Annotated in this window: 23 protein-coding genes; 2 read left to right on the forward strand and 21 right to left on the reverse strand. The window is 35.0% G+C overall.

The features are described 5' to 3' along the window. Positions 1-5: 5 nt before the first annotated feature. The 13 genes from ACEPXG_RS19135 to rpsF all read right to left on the reverse strand — a co-directional run bounded on the left by ACEPXG_RS19135 (position 6) and on the right by rpsF (position 14406). A complete protein-coding gene (locus ACEPXG_RS19135; RefSeq protein WP_391205982.1) occupies positions 6-809 on the reverse strand; it encodes a two-component system regulatory protein YycI in 804 nt (267 codons plus the stop codon). After that, positions 796-2133, reverse strand: a complete 1338-nt coding sequence (locus ACEPXG_RS19140) for a YycH family regulatory protein (RefSeq protein WP_391205985.1) — start codon at positions 2131-2133, stop codon at positions 796-798. The genes ACEPXG_RS19135 and ACEPXG_RS19140 overlap by 14 nt, the downstream gene beginning before the upstream one ends. Continuing rightward, entirely contained in the window at positions 2124-3947 is a 1824-nt protein-coding gene (gene walK, locus ACEPXG_RS19145) for a cell wall metabolism sensor histidine kinase WalK (protein WP_391205988.1), read from the reverse strand. Before walK ends, ACEPXG_RS19140 begins: the two co-directional genes overlap by 10 nt. Positions 3948-3952: 5 nt before the next feature. After that, a complete protein-coding gene (yycF, locus tag ACEPXG_RS19150; RefSeq protein WP_391205991.1) occupies positions 3953-4657 on the reverse strand; it encodes a response regulator YycF in 705 nt (234 codons plus the stop codon). A gap of 259 nt (positions 4658-4916) precedes the next feature. Beyond that, complete coding sequence (locus ACEPXG_RS19155) at positions 4917-6392, reverse strand: peptidoglycan DD-metalloendopeptidase family protein (RefSeq protein WP_391205994.1); 1476 nt, start codon at positions 6390-6392, stop codon at positions 4917-4919. Positions 6393-6864: 472 nt separating this feature from the next. Beyond that, on the reverse strand, positions 6865-8151 hold the full coding sequence (locus ACEPXG_RS19160; RefSeq protein WP_391205997.1) for an adenylosuccinate synthase: 1287 nt from the start codon (positions 8149-8151) through the stop codon (positions 6865-6867). A gap of 243 nt (positions 8152-8394) precedes the next feature. Then, entirely contained in the window at positions 8395-9750 is a 1356-nt protein-coding gene (gene dnaB / locus ACEPXG_RS19165) for a replicative DNA helicase (protein ID WP_391206000.1), read from the reverse strand. Between the two features lie 12 nt (positions 9751-9762). Continuing rightward, a complete protein-coding gene (gene rplI / locus ACEPXG_RS19170) occupies positions 9763-10212 on the reverse strand; it encodes a 50S ribosomal protein L9 (RefSeq protein ID WP_391206003.1) in 450 nt (149 codons plus the stop codon). Continuing rightward, a complete protein-coding gene (locus tag ACEPXG_RS19175; RefSeq protein ID WP_391206006.1) occupies positions 10209-12185 on the reverse strand; it encodes a DHH family phosphoesterase in 1977 nt (658 codons plus the stop codon). The genes rplI and ACEPXG_RS19175 overlap by 4 nt, the downstream gene beginning before the upstream one ends. Positions 12186-12197: 12 nt before the next feature. Further along, complete coding sequence (locus ACEPXG_RS19180; RefSeq protein WP_391206009.1) at positions 12198-13139, reverse strand: YybS family protein; 942 nt, start codon at positions 13137-13139, stop codon at positions 12198-12200. Positions 13140-13281: 142 nt separating this feature from the next. Then, entirely contained in the window at positions 13282-13518 is a 237-nt protein-coding gene (rpsR, locus tag ACEPXG_RS19185) for a 30S ribosomal protein S18 (protein ID WP_142608051.1), read from the reverse strand. Between the two features lie 46 nt (positions 13519-13564). Then, positions 13565-14074, reverse strand: coding sequence for a single-stranded DNA-binding protein (ssb, locus tag ACEPXG_RS19190; protein WP_151701886.1), 510 nt, complete (start codon positions 14072-14074; stop codon positions 13565-13567). 38 nt (positions 14075-14112) lie between these two features. Next, positions 14113-14406: a 30S ribosomal protein S6 gene (rpsF, locus tag ACEPXG_RS19195; protein ID WP_151701887.1), complete on the reverse strand. Its 294-nt coding sequence runs from the start codon at positions 14404-14406 to the stop codon at positions 14113-14115. A gap of 227 nt (positions 14407-14633) precedes the next feature. On the opposite strand from rpsF, the gene ACEPXG_RS19200 reads away from it, so the two are divergent. Beyond that, positions 14634-15176, forward strand: coding sequence for a DUF3267 domain-containing protein (locus tag ACEPXG_RS19200; RefSeq protein ID WP_391206012.1), 543 nt, complete (start codon positions 14634-14636; stop codon positions 15174-15176). A gap of 881 nt (positions 15177-16057) precedes the next feature. Here ACEPXG_RS19200 and ychF read toward each other — a convergent pair. The 3 genes from ychF to ACEPXG_RS19215 all read right to left on the reverse strand — a co-directional run bounded on the left by ychF (position 16058) and on the right by ACEPXG_RS19215 (position 18317). Further along, entirely contained in the window at positions 16058-17158 is a 1101-nt protein-coding gene (ychF, locus tag ACEPXG_RS19205) for a redox-regulated ATPase YchF (protein ID WP_391206015.1), read from the reverse strand. 87 nt (positions 17159-17245) lie between these two features. Beyond that, positions 17246-17446 carry a DUF951 domain-containing protein gene (locus ACEPXG_RS19210; RefSeq protein WP_151701889.1) on the reverse strand — a complete coding sequence of 67 codons (201 nt, stop codon included), beginning with the start codon at positions 17444-17446 and terminating at the stop codon, positions 17246-17248. A 46-nt stretch (positions 17447-17492) separates the two neighbouring features. Then, positions 17493-18317 (reverse strand): mechanosensitive ion channel family protein, encoded by an 825-nt coding sequence (locus ACEPXG_RS19215; protein ID WP_391206019.1) that lies wholly within the window; start codon positions 18315-18317, stop codon positions 17493-17495. 78 nt (positions 18318-18395) lie between these two features. On the opposite strand from ACEPXG_RS19215, the gene yyaC reads away from it, so the two are divergent. After that, complete coding sequence (gene yyaC / locus ACEPXG_RS19220) at positions 18396-18995, forward strand: spore protease YyaC (RefSeq protein WP_391206022.1); 600 nt, start codon at positions 18396-18398, stop codon at positions 18993-18995. Here yyaC and ACEPXG_RS19225 read toward each other — a convergent pair. The 5 genes from ACEPXG_RS19225 to rsmG all read right to left on the reverse strand — a co-directional run bounded on the left by ACEPXG_RS19225 (position 18951) and on the right by rsmG (position 23202). Beyond that, on the reverse strand, positions 18951-19658 hold the full coding sequence (locus ACEPXG_RS19225) for a DUF554 domain-containing protein (RefSeq protein WP_391206025.1): 708 nt from the start codon (positions 19656-19658) through the stop codon (positions 18951-18953). The genes yyaC and ACEPXG_RS19225 overlap by 45 nt on opposite strands. A 133-nt stretch (positions 19659-19791) precedes the next feature. Continuing rightward, positions 19792-20631: a ParB/RepB/Spo0J family partition protein gene (locus ACEPXG_RS19230; protein ID WP_391206028.1), complete on the reverse strand. Its 840-nt coding sequence runs from the start codon at positions 20629-20631 to the stop codon at positions 19792-19794. Beyond that, the gene (locus tag ACEPXG_RS19235) at positions 20624-21385 is read right to left on the reverse strand and encodes a ParA family protein (RefSeq protein WP_151701894.1); all 762 of its coding nucleotides are present in this window, start codon (positions 21383-21385) and stop codon (positions 20624-20626) included. Before ACEPXG_RS19235 ends, ACEPXG_RS19230 begins: the two co-directional genes overlap by 8 nt. A 137-nt stretch (positions 21386-21522) precedes the next feature. Continuing rightward, a complete protein-coding gene (gene noc / locus ACEPXG_RS19240; protein ID WP_391206032.1) occupies positions 21523-22395 on the reverse strand; it encodes a nucleoid occlusion protein in 873 nt (290 codons plus the stop codon). A gap of 90 nt (positions 22396-22485) precedes the next feature. After that, on the reverse strand, positions 22486-23202 hold the full coding sequence (rsmG, locus tag ACEPXG_RS19245) for a 16S rRNA (guanine(527)-N(7))-methyltransferase RsmG (RefSeq protein ID WP_391206035.1): 717 nt from the start codon (positions 23200-23202) through the stop codon (positions 22486-22488). Positions 23203-23214 lie beyond the last annotated feature (12 nt).

Genomic DNA, 23214 nt, shown 5'->3' on the forward strand with positions numbered 1-23214 from the left:
ACTCCTTACTTTACTTCTGTTTGTTCCGACTCTTTTGGAATTTCAATTATTCTTCCTTCGACTGCATTTACAAAGTATTCTTCCGACGTTTCATCCGAAAGTTTAACTAATATATGCCAGGTTGGTGCAAATACTTGCGTTCCCTCTAGTTGGGCTAATGTGGAGTATCCTAAATTAACTTCTTTTACTGTAGAATCAGGCTTTAGTATCCCGCGTTTATATAGAACTTTAATCGCTTGCATAGATGACAATAAGCTTTTCGATTCATTATAGTCTTCCAGATTATCCAAGAGACTTTGTTCATAACTAACGAGCTCTTGTTTATCATTAAAATAAACAATTAACTTTGCATATTTATTATTATAAACTAGTCGATTATTTACTTTTTGAAAAAATGTAACGGAGTGATTTTCCTCATCTATGCTCCATAATCCATAAGAGTTTCCACGTATTATATTTTCTTGAAGTACTTTTTCCAACTTGTTTTCTTCCGTAATTGGAAGTGGTTTATCAAACGTACTAGTAAGTTGATAGCTGCTTTTTACTTCTACTTTTTGGTTTGGTAAGTTATTTAACTCTTCTGCACTAAAAGTATGAAGATTTCCAGAAACATAAGAGGCTCCCAAAATGTCAGATTCCATTTTTGGAACCTTAATATTATCAAGTAAGAATCGTTCCTCTATTGGAGTATCGCTACGAACTTCTATATCCTGCGCTGCATTATACCTATTTAAGTAAAGAGAAAATAAAAATACATTTAAAATAGAAAAAACAATAATAAAGATAGTCTTTGTTTTATTCCAATCCAAATTTGCCACCTCCCAGTAATTCCGGAGATACTCGAACCCATATACCCTTCGATAAATAAAACCAAGATGGCTCTAGATTTAAAAATAGCTGTTGATCATCTTGCGACAAATAATAACCCACTACCATGTCATCCACAGATGACATTTTTAAATCTGAAATGGTAGACATCAAATCATACGTGCCTTGACCAGATGGCAATTGTATTTTTCTTGTTTTAATAGGAGAAGAATTATTTAGTGTATAATACGGCCTAATATATCGATAGACTCGATTCACACCCCAATATTGAGTGATTTCAGTAGACGTATCATTACTAAAAACAGGTATACCGTTTAAGTAAAGTTGATAACTAACTTGCTGGGTAGCAGGATTTATGCGATTATATCGATATTCGTCCGTCCAACCACTGTGCTCGTTAACAAAATCCAAACTATGCTGAATGAGTTCGGTAGGATTACCAGAATTCTGACTTTCCGATGCAGGGTGCACATAACTTAATCTTTTTAACAAAAAGTTAACCGTCATTAACGCGTTATCATCGGTATATTGCTGTTCTCTTGCTCCTTTAGAATTACTACGAACGAGAATAGGAAAACTAAATAGAGCATTTTTAAACTTTTCTGGAGAAATTTCAATTTCCTCTAAAATATACGTAAACCCTTTTACATCTTCTGGATTATTTGAAACATACAGAGATAGTTTACCTGGTCTTTTTATTTCATTATATGGTGGAAAATTACTAGTTTGCTTAATGATCCGTTCTGAAAATGCTTCTTTATCTACTTTATCAACAAGAGTTTTATATATCTTTTGGTTGGTTGTATTAATAAAATAAAATACCATTTCATCTTCTGAAGGACCATTCCAGTCAATTACTAAACGATTAAAAGAGATATCTGGTAAATTATGATCAGCAAATGAAAAGATGCTACCAAATATCTTAATAGGAACATCTGTAGGATAGAAGAACGTTACCCGATTGGAAGTTGTAATAAAATCATTTATTTGCTGTAAACTAGCTTTGGTGTTTACAAGTTCTAATGTTTGTGGTTCCCAAGTTTTCATGGAATTAAATACTTTTTCAATGTTAAGTGGGGTCTCTGAACCAGTCAACGTTTCCCCACGACTATATAATATACGATAAGGCTTCACTAAATCTTCTATTCTTTTTTTCTCCGCAATGGAGATATCAACGATTGGAGGAGTGTCAATCGTATCGTAAGTTGGAGAATAGGTCCATATAGTAAAGGTTAGCGTCAAACTTAGCAGGATAAGCAAGAGTAAAATGAAAGATTTTACTTGTTCGATATACTTCAATCCCACTCACCTTCCTCATCCTGTTCAATGTTAAGTGTGAAAAATACCGTTGTTCCAAGACCTTCTTCACTTTCTGCCCAAATGGAACCTCCATGTGCTTCAATCATTTCCCGGGCAATCGCTAATCCTAGGCCAGTTCCTCCCATAGATCTTGCCCTAGCACGATCTACTCGGTAAAAACGATCGAAAATACGCTCTACATTTTCAGAAGGTATTCCCATACCATCATCCGATATCATAACTTTCAACTCTTGGTCCTTCCCAACTATACCAAATCGTATATTTCCACCGTCTGGTGAATATTTTAATGCATTGGAAATAATATTATCAATTACTTGCGTTAGTTTATCGGTGTCTATCTCTACATAGTATGGTACATCCGGAAGGATTCGATGAAAAGTTACATTTTGTGATTTAGATAACTCAAAACGATCAATGATTCGATTGAAAAATTGATTGAAATTCACAACATCACGAGTTAATTCATAATCTCTACTATCCATTTTTGATAACTGAAGTAGATCATTTACTAGGCGAATCATTCGTTGTGTTTCTGTTTGGGTAACTTGTAGGAAGGATGGTGCAATTTCCTCGTCTTTCCAAGCTCCATCCGCTAGTGCTTCTAAATAACTACTCATGGTCGTAAGAGGCGTGCGCAATTCATGAGAAACATTTGCTACAAATTCTCTCCGTTCCATATCAATTTTCTCTTGTTCGGTATTGTCATGAAGAACTGCTATGAATCCATTCACAAAACCTGTTTCTTTTTGAATAACGGAGAAATTTACACGCAATATAAAAGGTCTTTCTTGTGTGCTAAAATCGAGTGTCATGGATTCCTTGGAATGAATTAAGTCTTCAAATGATTGCGCCATGTCGATTCCTAATACAGAAATAATAGGACGATTTAAGACCATTTCTCTAGGAATACGGAGAAATTGAAGCGCTGGATCATTGATTAAAATAACTCTTCCTTTCCTGTCTGTTGCAATTACACCATCTGTCATATTGGTAAGAACAGAAGCAAGCTTTCTTCTTTCCGCTTCAGTCGTAGATTGAGCTTCCTGTAATCGATTGGTTAAATGGTTAAAGGCAATAGCAAGTTGACCAATTTCATCATCTCCATATACACGTACTTTCCTGGAAAAGTTACCTTTTGCCATCGCTTGCGCTTGCTTTCTCATATCCGATATAGGTCGTGTAATTGTTTGTGCTATTAATATACCAAGTACAATTGTTATTGCTAACGCTACCGCTGTTCCACCTGCTAAAATTTGATTAATTTCATTCATTTGGACAAACACATTTTCTATATTGGATTCGATATATAAAGATCCAATAACTTCTCCTTTAGAAACAATAGGGGTTGCTAAAATCCAAATTCGTTTTCTAGTTTCCTGATCAAGAGAAATATTATCAAAAGCTGTTTCTGCCATTATAGAACGTCTTACTATATCGTCCATTGATCTTTGTCCAACAATTGCTTGATTGTTAATATCTGAAGATGCGAGAATTTGATACCTTGCATCTATTACTCGAACCTCTTTAATGTCATCCGAGTCGAGTCCAGACAAAATAGAACGCAAACTTTGCTCTAAAGTTTCGTCTCCTTCTGTTCGTATCTTCAATATCTCTTCTCTCGCACTAAATTCTAGTAGACTTACACGATCCGAAATAGCATGCTGAAAATTTTCTCTTAATGTCTTCTCAAGCTCTTTTACAAAGTATAGACCAATAATTTGCATCGCAATAATGATAAGTAATATATAGATGAATACAATTTTTACGTGAATCGATTTAAAATAACCAACCTTTTGCATTCTTTCTACTCCTGTTCAGGACTTCGTAAGTAGTAACCAACACCTCTTCTAGTAACAATCCACGTTGGATGACTTGGATTGTCTTCAATCTTTTCTCGTAAACGACGAATTGTAACATCAACGGTACGAACGTCTCCAAAGTAGTCATAACCCCATACGGTTTGCAATAAATGTTCCCGAGTCATTACTTGTCCGATATGTTTTGCTAGATAATGCAATAATTCAAACTCGCGATGTGTTAATTCAATTGTTTCGTCTCTTTTCAACACTAAGTAAGCATCTGGTTGAATCGTAAGGGGACCAATTGTAATATCATTTGTTACAACTTCCACATCTCCTTGAATTGTTTGATGTCTTCTCATATTTGCCTTTACTCGAGCAATTAATTCTCGTGTGCTAAATGGCTTTGTTACATAATCATCCGCACCTAACTCTAGCCCAAGAACTTTATCAATCTCTGAGTCCTTTGCAGTTAGCATAATAATAGGAAAATCATATTTTTTACGTATTTCTCTACAAACCTCCATACCATCTCGGTTTGGAAGCATAATATCTAATAGCATTAAATCGGGTTGAATTTCTTCAGCTTTCTTTAATGCTTCGTCCCCATCATAGGCACAAAAGACTTGATAACCCTCTTTTTTTAAATTAAATTGAAGTATATCTGCAATTGGTTTTTCGTCATCGACTACTAATATCTTTTTACTCATTGACTGAACCCCTTTTCGTAATATATATATGAATAAAGTATATTATTTTTTACGTTCATTCTTTAACTCTAACATGCTTTGAAACTATACGCATCATTTTAAACAGAATACAAAGTCGGCATGTCGAGGATTGTCGGATTATTTCCTGGGAAATGAAGAAAAATAGCGAAATCTACCCATTCTGGACCATTTAAGCACTTTATTCTATTTAAATAACAAAAAGGAGATAGTCTAGCTAGTGACTATCTCCTTAATATTTTCATTTTAATACAGATAAAGGATTAATAGTAACTCCGTTTTTTTCTACTTCAAAATGCAAGTGAGTACCTGTTGCACGTCCTGTACTACCCATAACACCTAGTTTAGAACCTTGAGGAACAACTTCTCCTATACTAACACTAATAGATGAGAGATGAGCGTAAGTTGTCTTATAACCATTGTGATGATCTACTATTACTCTTTTACCATAAGTTCCATCCCAACCAGCAGCTACAACGACACCGTTATCGGTTGCTTTGATCGTAAATCCACTAGGACGAGCAATATCTATTCCTTCATGTTGTCTACCCCAACGGTAACCCATTTGACTAGAAATATATCCACCTTCTGCTGGCCAAGCAAAAACCCCTGAACCTCGAGAAGGAATTACTTTAGTTCCTTTTAAAACAATATTCTCCTTCGGTTCTACAAGAATCGTTTCTTCTATAATAGATTGTCCTACTTGAACACCGTTTTTTTGACTCACTAAATAAGTTGCTACCTTTTTACCATCTGATCCTTCTTGTTTTACCTTCGTATCGCCTTTATTCATCTCATCAGTTTCTACTACAGTTTTAGTATGTTTCATCACCTCAACCGCTTTTTTCTCGTATTGAACTTCTACATTAATAATTGGTTTTAAGACGGTAACATTTAACTCTTGTCCTATTTGTAATACCGTAGTATCAGTAATACCAGGATTAATTTTTATTAGTTCGTCTGGTGTTAGGTTATGCTTGTTTGCAATCATTCCCAAAACATCTCCTGCACAGACTTTATATACTTCTTGTTCTAGTGTTCCATCTAATAGAAGTTTCACAGCATCATCTGGCGTTACAATTTTCTTTGGTTTTACACTTACTGTAACACCAGAAACTTTCTCTTTTAAATTTATATCTGCTATACGGGTTTCATTTTCTTTCAATTCGGGTAATGATTCATGAGAACCCTTTCTTGCATCCAGTTCGTTTAACTCTTCTTCCGTAACAAAATGCAGTTTTAGTTTACGAATCACTTCTTGGTATGCGCTCAAATCTTTGACGTAGACGGCCATCTCGTCATTGATAGATAACGCAAATGCAGTTGCTTCTACTTCAATTATTTTGTCTAACTTTTTAAGGGTTGCTTCATCATTGGTGGATTGTGTAAAAACTTGTTCAGGTACAATAGATAGATTGGAACCTGCTTTGATGGAGAGATCTTCGTACTGGATGCTTGTAGCTTGTTCTTTTCGCTCTATAATTTTTTGTATCTCTTTTTTATCAGATAATGATCCTACATAATGTCCATTAGCGTATATATGGTAGATTTCTTTTAATGTGCTTTTTTTACCTTCGTTTGCAAAAGCCGTATTAAAGGATAAACTAGAAATTAGTAGAATTGATACGGCTACTTTTTTCATCATCTTTGACTTTCCGTTTGAAAGAACATCTAGATGACTATCCTTTTGTTCCTCATTCTTTCTTTTCAAAAACATGATAAAGCCCCTTCCAAATTCATAAATAGTTGATTTCTCTTTTTTCTTGCTATTATAATTTAACACAATTGATATAATTAAGGGCCTAAAAGGACGTATTGTAAAGAAATTGTATAATTGAATCCTTATTTTTCATTTATTACCCAGAAAATTACTGTTTTTATCGATTTGGCTTAATTTTTAGCGTTTATAGTTTACTTTTCACCAAAATAACCATATTTTATACATTAACTCTTTTTATTCAATGTTATATTTGTCATAATAGGAGATTGTATTTTTTTATATTTACCTTTCCGACAAAAATACAAAAAAACCGTTACGAAGTCAAAGACTTCAAACGGTTTTTTTATGATTAAGAAAATACATGTTTTTTTTTACTTAGTTAGTATACAGATTCCTGTGCTCCTGCAAGCGCGTTGCAGAAAGAGAATGCCTGTTAGTGTTAGACATAGACACTTCTACTATTCCTATACTAACGCCAAACGCTTGAGATAATATTCGTTTGTGTACGGTCTGGTCCTACCGAGAATATAGAAATTGGTACACCGGTCAACTGAGAAACACGTTCTAAATAGTGTCGAGCCGTTTCTGGCAATTCATCTAATGTTTTGCAACTTGTTATATCTTCGCTCCACCCTGGTAGCTCCTCGTATACTGGTTCACATTCAGCTAGCATACGAAGATTTGCTGGATACTCCGTAATTAGGTCCTCTTTATATTTGTAAGCAGTACAAATCTTAACAGTTTTTAGTCCCGTTAATACATCAATGGAGTTAACCGTTAAATCAGTTAGGCCACTTACACGTTTAGCATGTCTAATCACTACCGTGTCAAACCAACCAATACGACGCGGACGTCCTGTAGTAGTTCCATATTCCTTTCCTACTTCACGAATTTGATTTCCTACATCATCAAAAAGCTCAGTTGGGAAGGGACCATCACCTACACGTGATGTATATGCTTTACAAACCCCAACTACATGACTAATTTTAGTCGGGCCTACACCAGCACCGATCGTTACACCTCCTGCAACAGGATTCGAAGAAGTAACGAATGGATATGTCCCTTGGTCAATATCTAGCATTACTCCTTGTGCGCCTTCAAATAATACACGACGACCATCATCCAACGCATCGTTTAATACTTTTGAAGTATCGGTTACGTATTTTTCAATCTCTTGGCCATAGTTATAAAATTCTTCTAAAATTTCTTCTACCGTAAATCCTTCTGTTTCGTAAAACTTTTCAAACATTCTATTTTTTTCATCTAAATTGCGCTCTAATTTTTCTTTAAATACTTCATAGTCGAGAAGATCTGCAATTCGAATACCAATTCGAGCAGCTTTATCCATATAAGCTGGACCTATCCCTTTACCAGTTGTACCAATTTTGTTTGCACCTCTACGTGCTTCTTCTACTTCATCTTGTTTTATATGATAAGGTAAAATAACATGGGCACGATTGGAAATACGTAGATTTTCGGTTGCGACACCACGATCATGTAAACCTTTTAGTTCTTTTACAAGTGCTCTTGGATCGACTACCATACCGTTGCCAATAACTGAAATTTTATCTTTGTAAAAAATGCCTGAGGGAATAAGATGAAGTTTATATGTTTCTCCTCCAAAAATTATTGTATGCCCGGCATTGTTACCACCTTGATATCGTGCGATTACTTCTGAATTCTCGGATAGAAAGTCTGTTATCTTTCCTTTTCCTTCGTCTCCCCATTGCGTACCTACTACAACTACTGATGGCAATGCTAACACCTCCGTCAGACATTTTATATGTCCTGATTTAAATCAGTGTAATTGTACCAAGCAAGCGCTTGTGCGTCAATTAATTACACTTAAAAACACGAACAAATAAATGTATGAAACATTCATTGTTCGTGTTTATGATGTAAAATATGAAAATACAACTCTTTAATCTTGTCATTCTTCCATTTAGGAGACAATACGCTTCGTCCAAATTCCCTAACCGAAAAAAAGTGGACGCTTGCCTTACGCTGGTGGAGCTTGATGTTGGCTCCAGTCGATATTGACGAATTTGTTAAATTCCTTCACAAAAGCAAGTGTTACAGTTCCAGTGGGACCATTCCGTTGTTTCGCAATAATTATTTCAATCATATTCTGATTTTCTGTTTCTTTATCGTAATAATCTTCTCGATATAAGAAAGAAACAATATCCGCATCTTGCTCGATTGAGCCGGATTCACGTAAATCGGACATCATTGGTCTTTTATCTTGCCGCTGCTCCACTCCACGTGAAAGCTGAGACAAAGCAATGACAGGGACTTTTAGCTCTCGTGCAAGTCCTTTTAACGAACGTGAAATTTCGGAAACCTCTTGTTGTCGATTTGCCTGGCTGCCGCCACTACCTTGAATAAGCTGCAAGTAATCGATCAATATCATGCCCAAGCCATATTCTTGTTGTAGGCGACGACATTTGGATCGTATTTCATTTACACGAATACCAGGAGTATCATCAATAAAAATACCGGCATTTGATAAACTCCCCATTGCCATCGTTAACTTACGCCAATCCTCTGTTGTAAGAGCTCCTGTACGCAAAACTTGCGCATCAATATTCCCCTCCGCACAGAGCATACGCATAACTAATTGTTCTGCACCCATCTCTAAACTAAAAATAGCCACATTTTCATCTGTTTTTGTTGCAACATTTTGCGCAACATTCAGTGCGAATGCGGTTTTCCCTACAGATGGACGAGCAGCTACAATGATTAAATCATTTCTTTGGAAGCCGGCTGTAATGCGATCCAAATCTCTAAAACCTGTTGGAATACCCGTTACATCGCCTTTTCTTGAGTGAAGCTTTTCGATATTATCATATGTTTCCACTAAAACGTCTTTAATATGTTGAAAATCACCAGCGTTTTTTCTGCTGGCAACTTCCATCATTTTTCGTTCAGCCTCAGCTAGCAAGGCTTCTACTTCATCTTCTCTTGTAAATCCATCTTCAACAATGCTTGTAGCTACTCGAATTAAACGACGCAAAATTGATTTCTCTTCTACAATTTTTGCGTAATGGGCGATGTTTGCAGCTGTTGGCACTGCATTTGCAATCTCACTAATGTAAGAAATACCACCTACATCTTCTAATTCTTTTTTAGCAGAAAGTTCTTCTGTTACGGTAACTACATCAATTGCTTTTCCTTGATCACTTAATCGAAGCAACGTTTGAAAAATTTTCTGATGAGCTACTCGAAAAAAATCTTCTGGCATAATAATTTCTGCTGCCGTTATTAATGCTTGCGGTTCTAAAAATATTGCTCCAATGACAGACTGTTCAGCTTCTTGGTTATGTGGTGGCACACGGTCCAATAATGGATCGCTCATTGACCTCTCTCCTTACGCTTCTACTATTACATGTACTTTTAATGTAGCCACTACCTCATGATGAAGTTTAACAGGAACATTTGTAAATCCTAATGCGCGAATGGCATCATCTAACTCCATTTTACGTTTATCCAGTTTAATGCCATGTATTTTTTCTAATTGGGCTGCAATTTGTTTTGTAGTAACGGAACCGAATAAGCGTCCGTCATTTCCAGATTTTGCTTTTAGTTCAACTGTAAGTTGTTCTAGAACCTCTTTTAATTTTTTTGCTTCAGCTAATTCTTCTGCTGCTTCTTTTTCGGATTTTTTCTTTTGTCCTTCTAATGCACTAATTGCTGCTGAGTTTGCCTCAACTGCAAGGTTATTTTTTAATAAGAAATTATGTGCATATCCGTCAGCAACGTTTTTAATTTCACCCTTTTTACCTTTTCCTTTTACATCTTTTAAGAATACTACTTTCATTCTGTTGTTCCTCCTTCTAGTGTCTCTTCTATTGCTGTTTTAAGCAGTTGAATAGCTGCTTCAAGGGTTGTATTTTCTAATTGGCAAGCAGCATTTGTTAAATGTCCGCCTCCATTAAGCTTCTCCATTACCAGCTGGACATTTAAGTCTCCCAATGATCTTGCACTGATCCCAATAACAGTATCACTTCTTCGTCCTATTACAAAAGATGCCGTAATATTATTCATCGCCAGCAAAATATCGGCGGTTTGAGCAAGTAAGACTTGGCTATAAGATATATTTTCTGCTCCATGTGCAATGGCAATACCTGCTTTAAAAAATTCGACGGTTTGAATAATCTTGGAACGTTCCACATACGTATCAATATCTTCTTTTAAAAGTTTCTGTACTAACACTGTGTCTGCTCCATGCGTTCGAAGATAAGAGGCTGCTTCAAAAGTTCTAGCCCCTGTACGCAGTGTAAAACTTTTGGTGTCCACAATTATTCCCGCGAGCATCGAGGTTGCTTCAAGCATTGTCATTTTTTCATTTTTAGGCTGATATTCTAGTAATTCAGTAACTAATTCCGAAGTGGATGATGCATATGGCTCCATATATACGAGCATTGTATTAGATATAAACTCTTCGCCTCTTCTGTGATGATCTATTACAACAATTTTCTCGGCCTTATTTAGCAATTTCTCATCAATAACTAGACTAGGTTTATGTGTGTCTACAATAACTAATAGTGTTTTATCCGTTATTTTATTCATCGCTTCTTCAGGACTAATAAAACGCTCATAAAGCTCTGGCTTCTCTTTTATTTCATCCATTAAACGAAGCACACTTTTATCTAACTCATTAAAGTCAATGACCACATAGCCTTCTACTTTATTCATCTCAGACATTTTTCTAACTCCGACAGCCGATCCAATTGCATCCATATCCGGCATGCGATGTCCCATGACAAATACCTTATCACTATCTTGGATTAAATCTCTAAGTGCATGGGATATGACTCTTGCTCGTACTCTGGTTCTTTTTTCTACTGGGTTTGTTTTCCCACCATAAAACTTTACTTTTCCATTTGGGTTCTTTATGGCTACTTGATCTCCGCCTCTACCCAATACTAAATCTAAGCTCGACTGTGCTAATTCACCTAGCTCTACTAAGGAAGTAGATCCAGCCCCAACCCCAACACTTAGCGTTAGGGAAAAACCAAATTTGGATGTCGTCTCTCTAATGTCATCTAAAATAGAGAATTTATTCTTTTCTAGCTCTACTAGAATAGATTCATTAAATACAGCTAAGAAGCGATCAGATGAAATTCTTTTCACATAATTTCCATACTTCGCGCCCCAATCATTCACACAAGATGTGACGATACTATTTAACTGACCTCTTGTTTGATCATCCATGCCTTGTGCAATCTCATCATAATTGTCAATAAATAAAACACCAATAACCGTTCGATCCCCGTAATATAATGACTCCATTTCAATTTGTTCCGTAATATCAAAGAAATAAAGTAATTTCTCTTCGGCCTTATAGAGTACTTTATAGTTATAGTTATCTATAGAAATCGTTATTTCTTTTGAGTCCTCTTGCTTTATAAATTGTTGAAAATCCTTTGATATAGAAAGAAGCTCCTCACCAATAATCGTATCGAAAGGAAGCTTTTGTGTCATATAAGGATTTGCCCATTCAATCATATATTGATCGTTTATCAATAAAATACCAATTGGCATTTCTAACAAGGCTTCCTCACCAACTTTTTTCATTCGATAAGAAAGTGTTTCAATATGTTTTTCTGTTTCTTCATAAACTCGTTGTTCTAAAATCCACGCATAAATAGAAACTCCAATAACTAATATAGCAAATAATAACCCAACTAAAATGCTGTTAGACAGGATTAAATAAGATGCAACCCCACCGAGAAGCATAAACAAAACGAGTGGATATCGAATTGGTCGTTTTCTAAAAAAAGACGCCACTTGATCAGCTCCTTACTTTTTGTACCTGCCTTTTAAATAACTTCGCAAATTAAATCCTAAGTCAAAAACACCTACTATTATTGTAAAAGTATAAAGTGGTACCGCAAGAAATGTTACGATTACCGCAAGCCATTTGGGGTAGCCAAGTACATGAAAATAATAATGAATTAGTGAAACTCCTTGTAAAAACAGAAGAGCCCTTAATATAAGTAAAGCATTAATGCTTGCTAAATAACCAAATGATCCAACCTCGAAAGAAACAAACAATGAGAATAGGGATACGATTAAATAATACCATAACACTGCTTTAGGAAGTCTAAAATCCTTGAACTTCGAAAATTTAGGGACTTCTAATTTTAACCTCTTCAACAACGAAAGATTAATCGCTAAATAAATAAAGGCTGTGATAAACACTCCTCCAATAAAATAAGAAGGCATAATCATTTTAGCAATTAATAACGCTTGGGTTACCTGTTCATCATAATCCTTTGGCAACTGTCCCATCGAAGAGATAATATTTCCTACTTGTTCGTTGGATACTTCAGCTGCATTTAAAAGTTGTTCCACAATATTAATATTTAATAGTAAAATCGATAATATGTACAACACAGAGATCATAAGCAATAAAAAAGTTACGGAGGACATTAGGATATAGAGTTTTGACTTTTTGTTTTGTAGTGAATTCCCTATTATAAACCCTAGCGGTACAATAAGTAATCCAAATATAAACCCAAAAAGACCACCAATAATAAAGGATATTACTATGGCAAAAAGTATAATAAACATTGCATATTTTCTCTCAAATTTGGCACTATACCAAGCAATAGGTAATGGAACAATAAATAATGTGAGAAAGCCAACAAACGGAACATACATGGAAATTGCCAAGAGAATAGAAAATAGTGCAATCATCATTGCTCCAAAAGTTAAATAGCTTGTCTGATTTTTTAGCATAAAGTACCTTCCTTTGTTGTATTCATCTATCCATTGTAACAGAATTCCTACTACAACTAAAATTCCTTTTATTTTCCGTTTCATTTTATATAAAAAGTTCATAAAAAAAAGACCGGTTTCCCGGTCCATTTCATTTATAAACTTATCTCTCTTCAGAAGAGAATGGTAGTAAAGCCATGATACGAGATACTTTGATAGCTCGTGTCAATTTGCGTTGGTACTTCGCGCTTGTTCCTGTCACACGACGTGGAAGAATTTTCCCACGTTCTGACACGAATTTTTTCAACAAATCTACATCTTTATAATCGATGTTTGTGATGTTGTTAGCAGTGAAGTAACAAACTTTACGGCGTCTTTTGCCTCCGCGACGTGGTGCCATAATAGGTTGCCCCCTTTTCGATTAAAGTAAAGTGTGTGAAGTTATTTTAAAACGGTAGATCGTCATCCGATACTTCGATTGGCCCACTACTGTTTGCAAATGGATCTTCATCAACACGTGTATAATTTTGCTGATTCATTGGTTGGTTTTGCTGATATGTCGGAAATGAATTTTGTTGTTGTTGCTGTTGCCCGCTACCAAATGGTTGTCCCCCTTGGCTACGTTCACCAGAACTACTACGTGGCTCTAAGAACTGAACACTGTCTGCGACAACATCCGTCGTATAAACACGTTTTCCATCTTGTCCTTCATAACTGCCTGTCTGAATACGCCCTTCAACCCCAGCTAAACTTCCTTTTTTCAAAAAGTTAGCTGTGTTTTCCGCTTGCTTTCTCCAAACGACACAGTTGATAAAATCAGCTTCTCTTTCACCTTGTTGGTTGGAGAATGTTCGATTGACAGCTAGTGTAAATCTTGCCATTGCAACACCACTTGGTGTATAGCGAAGTTCCGGATCTTTTGTTAGTCTTCCAACTAAAACGACACGGTTAATCATCAGTATATAACCTCCCTCATTCAGCTTTTGTTAGTCGATTATTTTTTATCGTCGATACGAACAGCAATGTGACGGATAATGTCTTCATTGATGTTAGCTAAACGAATGTATTCATCGATTGCTTTTGAATCAGAGTTTACTTTAACGATTTGGTAGTAACCTTCACGCAAGTCGTTGATTTCGTAAGCTAAACGGCGTTTACCCCACTCTTTTGCTTCGATGATTTCTGCACCATTTGAAGTTAAGATTTCGTTGAAACGCTCAACTAAAGCTTTCTTCGCATCTTCTTCGATTGCTGGTTGGATAATGTACATTAATTCGTACTTTCTCATCTATTTACACCTCCCTATGGTCTTTGGTCAACTGATTACAGCTGACAAGGAGCAAGTAATGCTATTACTCACATCAATGAATTGTAACATAAAGTTTTTTTTTTATCAAGAATGATACCCATTGTTTTCACAATTCGTGTATATTTATTTTAACTTTAGTCAGCGGACATTTTAGCTCGGTTGAATAAAATTAAAGTCTTAGCGTATTTTATATGGAGGAGTTGCTTATGCAAAATAAAGAAGATATTTTGTCTATTATTGAAATAGATTTAAAAAAAGTTGCTTGGTCTAGCTTATTAATGACAGTACTTCTATCCATTCTTGGTTTATTATTTTATGGTTGGTTATACGATGGCTTTGCGATAACTTTATCATTCGTTGATTTCTTATTATTTTTTATCGGCTATGCATTACTTATAGTTTTACATGAAATTTTCCATTTAATTGGGTTTTGGTTGTTCGGAAAAGTTCCACGGCTTAGTATGGATTATGGTCTTAATCTTAAGCTGGGTATTGCCTATGCAACAACCAATATACCATTACCAAATAAAGCAATGAAAAAAGCCTTGCTACTTCCTTTTTGGACAACAGGAGTTCTTCCAATGCTTTTAGGCTATCTGGTAAAATCACCAAGTTGGGTTTTATTAGGAGCTTGGTTAATTGCAGGAGCCGCTGGAGATTTTGCTATGTATAAAGAGCTTAGAAAATATCCAGCAGATGTATTAATTAAAGACGATCCTGTAAAACCAAAATTATACGTAATGAAATAATGAATTAGAAAAGCGCAAGCGTCCTTTAAGTGCATCTGGTCTTTACTATTTCCAGAGTGCTTTGGAAGAAACATTGGCTACACTATGACCGTTGGAATTTTTGTGGATCTGGAAGTGACTGTGTCACTTCCAGATCCCCTTTTTTCGGTAATCTTGTGGCAGATGATGTCCGTCGCCCTCTTGAAATATGCAGAGACAAGGTACATTAGGTTTGGATAATAAGTGAATAAATCCCTTCCTATTCTTTTAAAAGCGGACGAAGATACAATTTCGTCCGCTCAGCGCTTCTTTATCAATGTGTACTATCTATTTTTTTAGGTTCCACTTGCCCTATTGATAAAAAAATGAAAAGTACTAGTTCATTATTCCTACGAAGCATATCGTCTTTCTTAATTGCACTGTTGATTGGTGACTCCTAGGGGATTAGCAAGCAAATCAAGACCCTGGCCTCGCGCGTAGCAAAGGAAGCTGCTTGATGCTTGCCCGACTTCCAAGCATCCGCCTGCAGCGGAAAATAACCACGATTACAGGATGGCATGATCACTACGTTTACTGAAACTATATCTTCTTATTCTTAGCGATAGGCTAGGCTGAATCTTCTTCTTAGGTACTAACTCACTTAATGGATTGTATTGAAAGGTGGCGACTCCAGCGGGATGAGTGAGTCAGATGAGATATCACAACGAACGCGTGAGAGGCATGATGGCTCATCTCTCACCCTGCGGAAAGCGTCCACCTGAAACGGAAATCCGCGGTATTATTTCATTCTTTAAAGTACTATGAACGCTAGGTTCGAAGGGGTGGATTTTGAGAAACGTGAGCCATGGTAGTTTCTTATTTAAAAAAAGGATTAGCAATTTCTCGCTAATCCCTTGTCTTTATTAAACGTTAAAACGGAATAACATAACATCTCCGTCTTGTACTATATACTCTTTTCCTTCTAAACGAACTTTCCCTGCCTCTTTTGCTGCAACCATAGAACCAGTAGCAACTAAATCATCGTAAGCAACTGTTTCTGCACGGATAAATCCTTTTTCAAAATCAGAGTGAATCACTCCTGCACATTGAGGAGCTTTCATCCCTTTACGGAATGTCCATGCACGTACCTCTTGAACACCTGCTGTAAAGTAAGTAGCAAGACCTAGAAGTGAATAAGATGCTTTAATTAACTGATCTAAACCAGATTCTTTAATTCCTAATTCTTCTAGGAACATTGATTTTTCCTCATCTTCTAGAGCTGCCATCTCTTCTTCAATTCTCGCACAAATAACGATTACCTGTGCTCCTTCCTCTGCTGCAAATGCACGTACTTTTTCCACGTATTCATTTTCATCATCTGCCATAATATCGTCTTCTGATACATTAGCAACATAGAGCATTGGTTTTATCGTTAACAAATGAAGACCTTTTACTACACGTAGCTCTTCTTCTGAAAAGTCAACAGAACGACCAGATTTTCCAGCTTCAAAAGATTCTTTTAAACGAGTTAAAATCGGTTCTTCTACCATTGCATCTTTATCTTTTTGCTTAGCCATTTTTGTCACTCGTGCTAAACGCTTATCAACGCTTTCTAAATCCGCTAAAATTAATTCTAAATTAATTACTTCAATATCTGAGATTGGATCCACTTTTCCAGATACATGTGTAATATTTTCATCATCAAAACAACGTACTACTTGGCAAATTGCATCTACTTCTCGTATATGAGCTAAGAACTTATTTCCAAGTCCTTCCCCTTTACTAGCACCCTCTACAATACCTGCGATATCCGTAAATTCAAATGCTGTTGGAACTGTTTTCTTTGGTACTACTAATTCTGTTAATTTATCTAAACGAGCGTCAGGAACTTCTACAATTCCTACGTTTGGATCAATTGTAGCGAACGGATAATTTGCAGCAAGTGCTCCCGCCTTCGTTATTGCATTAAATAGTGTGGATTTACCTACGTTTGGTAATCCTACGATACCTGCTGTTAATGCCATTTATTCCCCAACCCTTCTATTTTCTTTACCTTATCATTTTATATATAACCTGTTAATTATATTGATTTCACTGATAAAAGTCTATCCTTACTCAGTATCTCTTTGTATGATAAGTCTTTTCATCTTTTTTTCAAATTCTTTTCTTGGAATTAATACACTATGCTGACAGCCTTCACATTTTATACGAATATCCGCACCCATACGTATAATTTTCCACGCATTGGTCCCACAAGGATGCTGTTTTTTCATTTCTACAATATCATTCAATTGAAATTGTTTACGTTCCATTTCATTCACCTACTTATTTTTGACATTAGACTACAATCATTTTGAATTATGAAATTTTAATGCCTTTTTGTTCAAGGAATTCTATTAAATCTCTTCGTATATTTCTAGCAACTCCGCTTTGTTGCATTGGTTTAGTTTCTGCAGCAATTCGAATAACTATTTCAGATGAACTAAAACTTTGTACACCTAAATAAGATGGAGGATTAATAAGTTCTTCATATTTACTTGGTAAGCTTTGTAGAAATTTTTCTATACTCTTTTCTAATTCTTCCATGTTTGTTTCATAAGCAACACTTACATCGATTAATGCTTTCGAGTTATAAATAGAAAAATTAACAACTACAGAAATACTACCATTTGGAATAGTATGCAACTCACCTGTATAGCTCTTTAATTTTGTAGTCCTCAAACCAATTTCTTCTACTATTCCTGTAGCTGTACCAATTTGTACTTGGTCCCCTACAGCAAATTGATCCTCAAACACAATAAAAAAACCTGTAATAATGTCTTTCACTAAACTTTGTGCACCAAAACCTACTGCTAGGCCGACTATTCCAGCGCCTGCCAAAAGTCCAGCTACTTCAATGTGAAACGCAGATAATATCGATAAAATAGCTGTAAAGTAAACGACATTTGTCAATATATTTTGTAGCAACTTCATTAATGTGGTATGCCTACGTTCAGAATACGTCAATGGACTTTTTTCTCTTACCAAAAAGACATGTTGAATTATCCTTTTTCCAACCCTTACAACAATAGCAGATAAAATCAAAATCACTATTACTTTAAAGACTACCAATCCAAGATTTTTCCAAGTCTCCTCATTTAATAATAATTTTTCTATATAAGGTATTGTAAATTCCCTTTTCATAACGTTCTTTTTGTCACCTCACTGAATAAATAGTTTGTCATTTACATATACTGTATTAAAAAGAAAGTGAGTCTATATATGAATTCTCAAGCTGCAACTTTTAAAGAATCAACTACTATTAATTATAAAGAAACAGGTGTTGTTTGGCGCTTAAGCAACCATTTCTTAGAAAATATCCCTTTTGATCATCCAAATTTGGTTTTTTGTTGTATTGGAACTGATCGGTCTACGGGCGATGCACTCGGGCCAATGACTGGATCCTTTTTAACTCAGCTTTCTTCTTTTCCTTTTCAAATTGTTGGAACACTCGATAATCCATTACACGCTCTAAATATCGAAGAAATTACGCAAGAATTAATTAATTCCCCTTTAAAACCATATATTGTTGCTATTGATGCATGCTTAGGAAACTCAGGAAACATTGGCCAAATTATCGTCCATCCAGGTCCATTATATCCAGGTAAAGCAGTTAAGAAGGAGTTATCACCAATAGGTGAGGTTTCCATTAAAGCAGTTGTGAATATTGGAGGCTTTATGGAATATAATGTTCTACAAAGCACTCGTTTAAACATTACATTTGAAATGGGTAAAGTTATTTCACGTTCTCTTCTTCTAGCTTGGCATCGATATAATTTAAAAGTTATAAATAATAGTAACACCGATCGCAACCACAACTAAACTTGGTAGAAGATTTGCAACTCTTATTTTTGTTAAACCTAGTAAATTCATTCCGATCGCAATTATCATAATGCCTCCAGTAGATGTCATCTCTTGAATAAATAAGTCAAGTGCATCTGCTGGAATTAGTTTTGTAATTTGAGTAGCAAAAAGTGCAATTGCACCTTGATAGACAGCTACAGGTATAGCAGATAAGATAACCCCTATTCCAAGTGTTGCCGATAGAATAATAGAAGTAAACCCATCAATAATTCCTTTACTAATTAATAATTCATGATCATTTTGAAGTCCACTATTCAATGCACCCAATACACCCATTGCACCAATTACAAATATTAAAGTACCTGTTACAAATCCTTGGGCAATACTTCCGCCCTGCGATTTTTTAGAACCAAATTTTTGTTCTATATAATTCCCTAATTTATTTAACCACTTATCTAAGTCAATCCATTCCCCTATGACTGCCCCAAATACTAAACAAATAATAACCAACACAAAATTATTACTTTTCAAACCCATTTGGATACCTAAAACTACGACCGCAATTCCTATTGCATTCATGACGGTTTGTTTCATATTTTCAGGAATATTCTTTAGAAATCTTCCAATGATTGAACCAATGATTATTAATATTGCATTTACAAACGTACCTAGTAAAACCATTCCTATTCCTCATTTCACCATAAAAACGAAAGAGCTTGTTCTCTTTAAAGTATAGACTCAAAAGCTAATCATTCCCTTTTACTTTTATCTAAAAATTCAACCTATTTCTAGAAACAACTAGAAATAGGTTGCTTTAGTCTTCCAATAATTGCAGTATTCTTTCTAAGTCATCATCGGAATAAAATTCGATTTCTATTTTACCTTTATTTTTGCTTTTAGTAATAGAAACTGAAGTTCCAAATAACTCTCTTAACTCTGTTTCCTTTTCTACTGTAAAAATATCTTTTTTTTCTTCTTTTTTTGTTTCACGTGGAACATTTTCATTTAATCGTTGCACCAATGCCTCTAATTGACGAACATTTAAATTTTCTTTTAAAGTTTTCAACATTATTAACGGTATATTCTTTTTCTTTTTTAATCCCAGCAAAGCCTTGCCGTGTCCCATGGTTAGTTCACCATTAGAAATAGCATTTCTAACTTCGGCCGGAAGAGATAATAATCTTAAGTGATTTGCAATATGTGGACGACTTTTACCTAATCTAAATGCAAGTTGTTCCTGAGTTAAATTTAAATTTTCCATTAGATTTTGATAAGCTTCCGCTTCTTCTATTGCCGTCAAATCTTCTCTTTGGAGATTTTCTAAAATAGCTATTTCCATCATTTGCTGGTCATTTAATTCGCGAACTACAGCAGGTATTTCTTCTAAACCAGCAAGTTCAGAGGCTCTAAATCTTCTTTCCCCTACAACAATTTCGTATTTAGAACCTTTTTTTCTAACTATAATTGGTTGTAATACGCCATGTTCTTTTATCGATTCAGCTAAATCTGCCATTGCCTCTTCTTCAAATATTTTTCTAGGTTGAAATGGATTGGGTTTAATCTTTACTAGATCAATCTTCTCAACTTTTTCTAAATGATTCAAATCTTCCCCTGGAAACAATGCATTAAGTCCTTTACCCAATGCTTTAGCCATTACGAATCACTTCCTTCGCTAAATCTAAGTAAACCTCTGCTCCTCTGGACTTTGGATCATAAATAATAATTGGTTCACCATGGCTTGGTGCCTCACTTAAACGGATATTTCTAGGAATAATCGTCTTGTATACTTTCTCTTGAAAATACTTCTTAACTTCTTCTATCACTTGAATACCTAAATTAGTACGGGCATCAAACATTGTCAAAAGAACTCCATCAATCTCTAAGTTTTTATTTAAATGTTTTTGTACAAGTCTAATTGTACTTAACAGCTGACTAAGACCTTCTAATGCGTAAAACTCACATTGTACAGGAATAATAATAGCATCAGATGCAGTTAAAGAGTTTATCGTTAATAAACCTAACGAAGGTGGACAATCAATGATAATATATTCATATTTATCCTTTACTTCTAAAAGCGCCCGTTTTAATCTTACTTCTCTTGAAATAGTAGAAACAAGTTCAATTTCAGCACCCGCCAGTGAAATAGTTGCAGGAACAATATATAAATTCTCAACTTTTGTTTCTTGAATTGTTTCTAAAACGTTTACATCATCTATTAATACGTCATATATACATTGATTTACTTCGCCTTTATTTACACCTACACCACTTGAAGCATTTCCTTGTGGATCAATATCAACAAGCAATACCTTTTTGCCTAAATATGCAAGACAGGCACTTAGGTTTACGGATGTAGTTGTCTTTCCTACACCACCTTTTTGGTTAGCTATTGCAATAATTCTCCCCACTCTTGCACCTTCTATCTTTTGTATTTATCTGACTCTATTTCATTCTACCAAATTTTCAAAGAAATTTGGGTGTTATTCCTGTAACAAAAAAAAAACTCTCACAAATAGTTGTGAGAGTTTGAATAAGAATAAATATATTATGATTTCTTTTTAGGTATTTTTACTGTAATTTGATAAAAATCTTCTGTATCTTCTTCTTCAGTTTTAATATTTATTCCACTTTTAGTTACCATGGATAAAGAGTGCTTAATCGTATTTAACGCAATTCGAACGTCTTTACTAACGGCTTTTCGTTTAGGCTTTGCTAATTTCTTATCTTCTTTGCTTGGAGGATTTAGTAATTCATTTACTTTTTCTTCTAGTTGCTTTACATTCCAATGTTTCTCTTTTGTCATGTTCATTAACTGAATTTGAATATTTTTTTCCTTTATTTGCATTAAAGCACGCGCGTGTCGTTCGGATAGTTCTTTTCTCATAATCGCTTCTTGAATTTCTACTGGCAATTTTAATAATCTCAGTTTATTAGCAACTGTAGATTGTCCTTTTCCTAGACGTTGAGCCAATGCTTCTTGGGTTAACTCGTGTAATTTCAATAATTTTTGATAAGCTACTGCTTCCTCTATTGCAGTTAATTCTTCGCGTTGTAAGTTCTCTATCAATGCAATAGAAGCTGTTTCTTTATCGCTTAAATTACGAATTATTGCTGGCACCTCAGCCCATTGTAATTTAGACATTGCTCTAAATCTACGTTCCCCAGCAATAATTTCATATCTATTGTCATCCATCTTTCGAATGACAATCGGTTGAATAACACCATGAGTATGGATTGTTCGAGCTAATTCTTCTATTTTAGCATCATCAAATACTGTTCTAGGTTGATACCTATTTGGTACGATTTTATCAATTGCAACATTTACAACTTCCTCTAAATGATTTTGTGTTGGTACCACAATTTCATCTTGTCCTTGCTTTTCGGAACTTCCAAAAAAACGTGAAAAAGGACTTTTCATCTCTCAAGCACCACCTTTTCGAAACTCTTTACACTAAATATTCACGATAAAATTACAATACTATAAATGTTTCACGTGGAACGTTCCTCATTAAATAATAGGTGTTTTGTTTGGAATACCAGGTTTTCGAGGGTATCTTTTCGGTGTGCTCTTTGTTTTAGAAAAGACATACAACATTCTTTCACTATCTTCTACTGGTAAAAGAAAGGAATACTCTGCACTTTTTTCTGAACCTAATATTTGAAGAGCTTTTTTTGCATCTTTTAGTTCATCTAATGCACTTGCTGCTTTCATAGCTATAAATCGACCACCTATTTTAACTAGTGGTACACATAGTTCAGCAAGAACGGAAAGCCTTGCAACTGCTCTTGCTGTAACAATATCATATTTTTCTCTATATTCAGCATTTTGTCCAAATTCCTCTGCACGTGCGTGGACAAAGTTTACATTTGACAATTGTAACTCCTTGCTAAGATGTGTTAAAAATTGAATTCTTTTATTTAAAGAATCCACTATAGTTACCTTTAAATTGGGATAACAGATCTTTAAAGGAATACTAGGAAAACCAGCTCCTGCCCCTACATCACACACGGAGTACGAGCCAGTAAAGTCTTCATAAAAAGAAGCACTAATAGAATCAAAAAAATGCTTTAAATATACAGAAGGTTCATCTGTAATTGCGGTTAAATTCATTTTTTCATTCCATTCAACAAGTAATTCGAAATATCTTTTAAATTGTTGTACTTGTTTAGTATTTAGTTCAATTCCTTTTTCACGAAGGCCTTGAATGAATTGTTCTTCGTTCATGTAGTTCTCCTT

Origin of the sequence: Psychrobacillus sp. L4 (assembly GCF_042944905.1) — a bacterium.
Taxonomy (GTDB): domain Bacteria; phylum Bacillota; class Bacilli; order Bacillales_A; family Planococcaceae; genus Psychrobacillus.

Coding starts and splice junctions, on each gene's coding strand:
- walK (WP_391205988.1), bottom strand. CDS start 3,947: ATGCAAAAGGTTGGTTATTTTAAATCGATTCACGTAAAAATTGTATTC.
- yycF (WP_391205991.1), bottom strand. CDS start 4,657: ATGAGTAAAAAGATATTAGTAGTCGATGACGAAAAACCAATTGCAGAT.
- ACEPXG_RS19155 (WP_391205994.1), bottom strand. CDS start 6,392: ATGTTTTTGAAAAGAAAGAATGAGGAACAAAAGGATAGTCATCTAGAT.
- dnaB (WP_391206000.1), bottom strand. CDS start 9,750: ATGAGCGATCCATTATTGGACCGTGTGCCACCACATAACCAAGAAGCT.
- rplI (WP_391206003.1), bottom strand. CDS start 10,212: ATGAAAGTAGTATTCTTAAAAGATGTAAAAGGAAAAGGTAAAAAGGGT.
- ACEPXG_RS19180 (WP_391206009.1), bottom strand. CDS start 13,139: ATGCTAAAAAATCAGACAAGCTATTTAACTTTTGGAGCAATGATGATT.
- rpsR (WP_142608051.1), bottom strand. CDS start 13,518: ATGGCACCACGTCGCGGAGGCAAAAGACGCCGTAAAGTTTGTTACTTC.
- ssb (WP_151701886.1), bottom strand. CDS start 14,074: ATGATTAACCGTGTCGTTTTAGTTGGAAGACTAACAAAAGATCCGGAA.
- rpsF (WP_151701887.1), bottom strand. CDS start 14,406: ATGAGAAAGTACGAATTAATGTACATTATCCAACCAGCAATCGAAGAA.
- ACEPXG_RS19200 (WP_391206012.1), top strand. CDS start 14,634: ATGCAAAATAAAGAAGATATTTTGTCTATTATTGAAATAGATTTAAAA.
- ychF (WP_391206015.1), bottom strand. CDS start 17,158: ATGGCATTAACAGCAGGTATCGTAGGATTACCAAACGTAGGTAAATCC.
- ACEPXG_RS19210 (WP_151701889.1), bottom strand. CDS start 17,446: ATGGAACGTAAACAATTTCAATTGAATGATATTGTAGAAATGAAAAAA.
- ACEPXG_RS19215 (WP_391206019.1), bottom strand. CDS start 18,317: ATGAAAAGGGAATTTACAATACCTTATATAGAAAAATTATTATTAAAT.
- yyaC (WP_391206022.1), top strand. CDS start 18,396: ATGAATTCTCAAGCTGCAACTTTTAAAGAATCAACTACTATTAATTAT.
- ACEPXG_RS19225 (WP_391206025.1), bottom strand. CDS start 19,658: ATGGTTTTACTAGGTACGTTTGTAAATGCAATATTAATAATCATTGGT.
- ACEPXG_RS19230 (WP_391206028.1), bottom strand. CDS start 20,631: ATGGCTAAAGCATTGGGTAAAGGACTTAATGCATTGTTTCCAGGGGAA.
- noc (WP_391206032.1), bottom strand. CDS start 22,395: ATGAAAAGTCCTTTTTCACGTTTTTTTGGAAGTTCCGAAAAGCAAGGA.
- rsmG (WP_391206035.1), bottom strand. CDS start 23,202: ATGAACGAAGAACAATTCATTCAAGGCCTTCGTGAAAAAGGAATTGAA.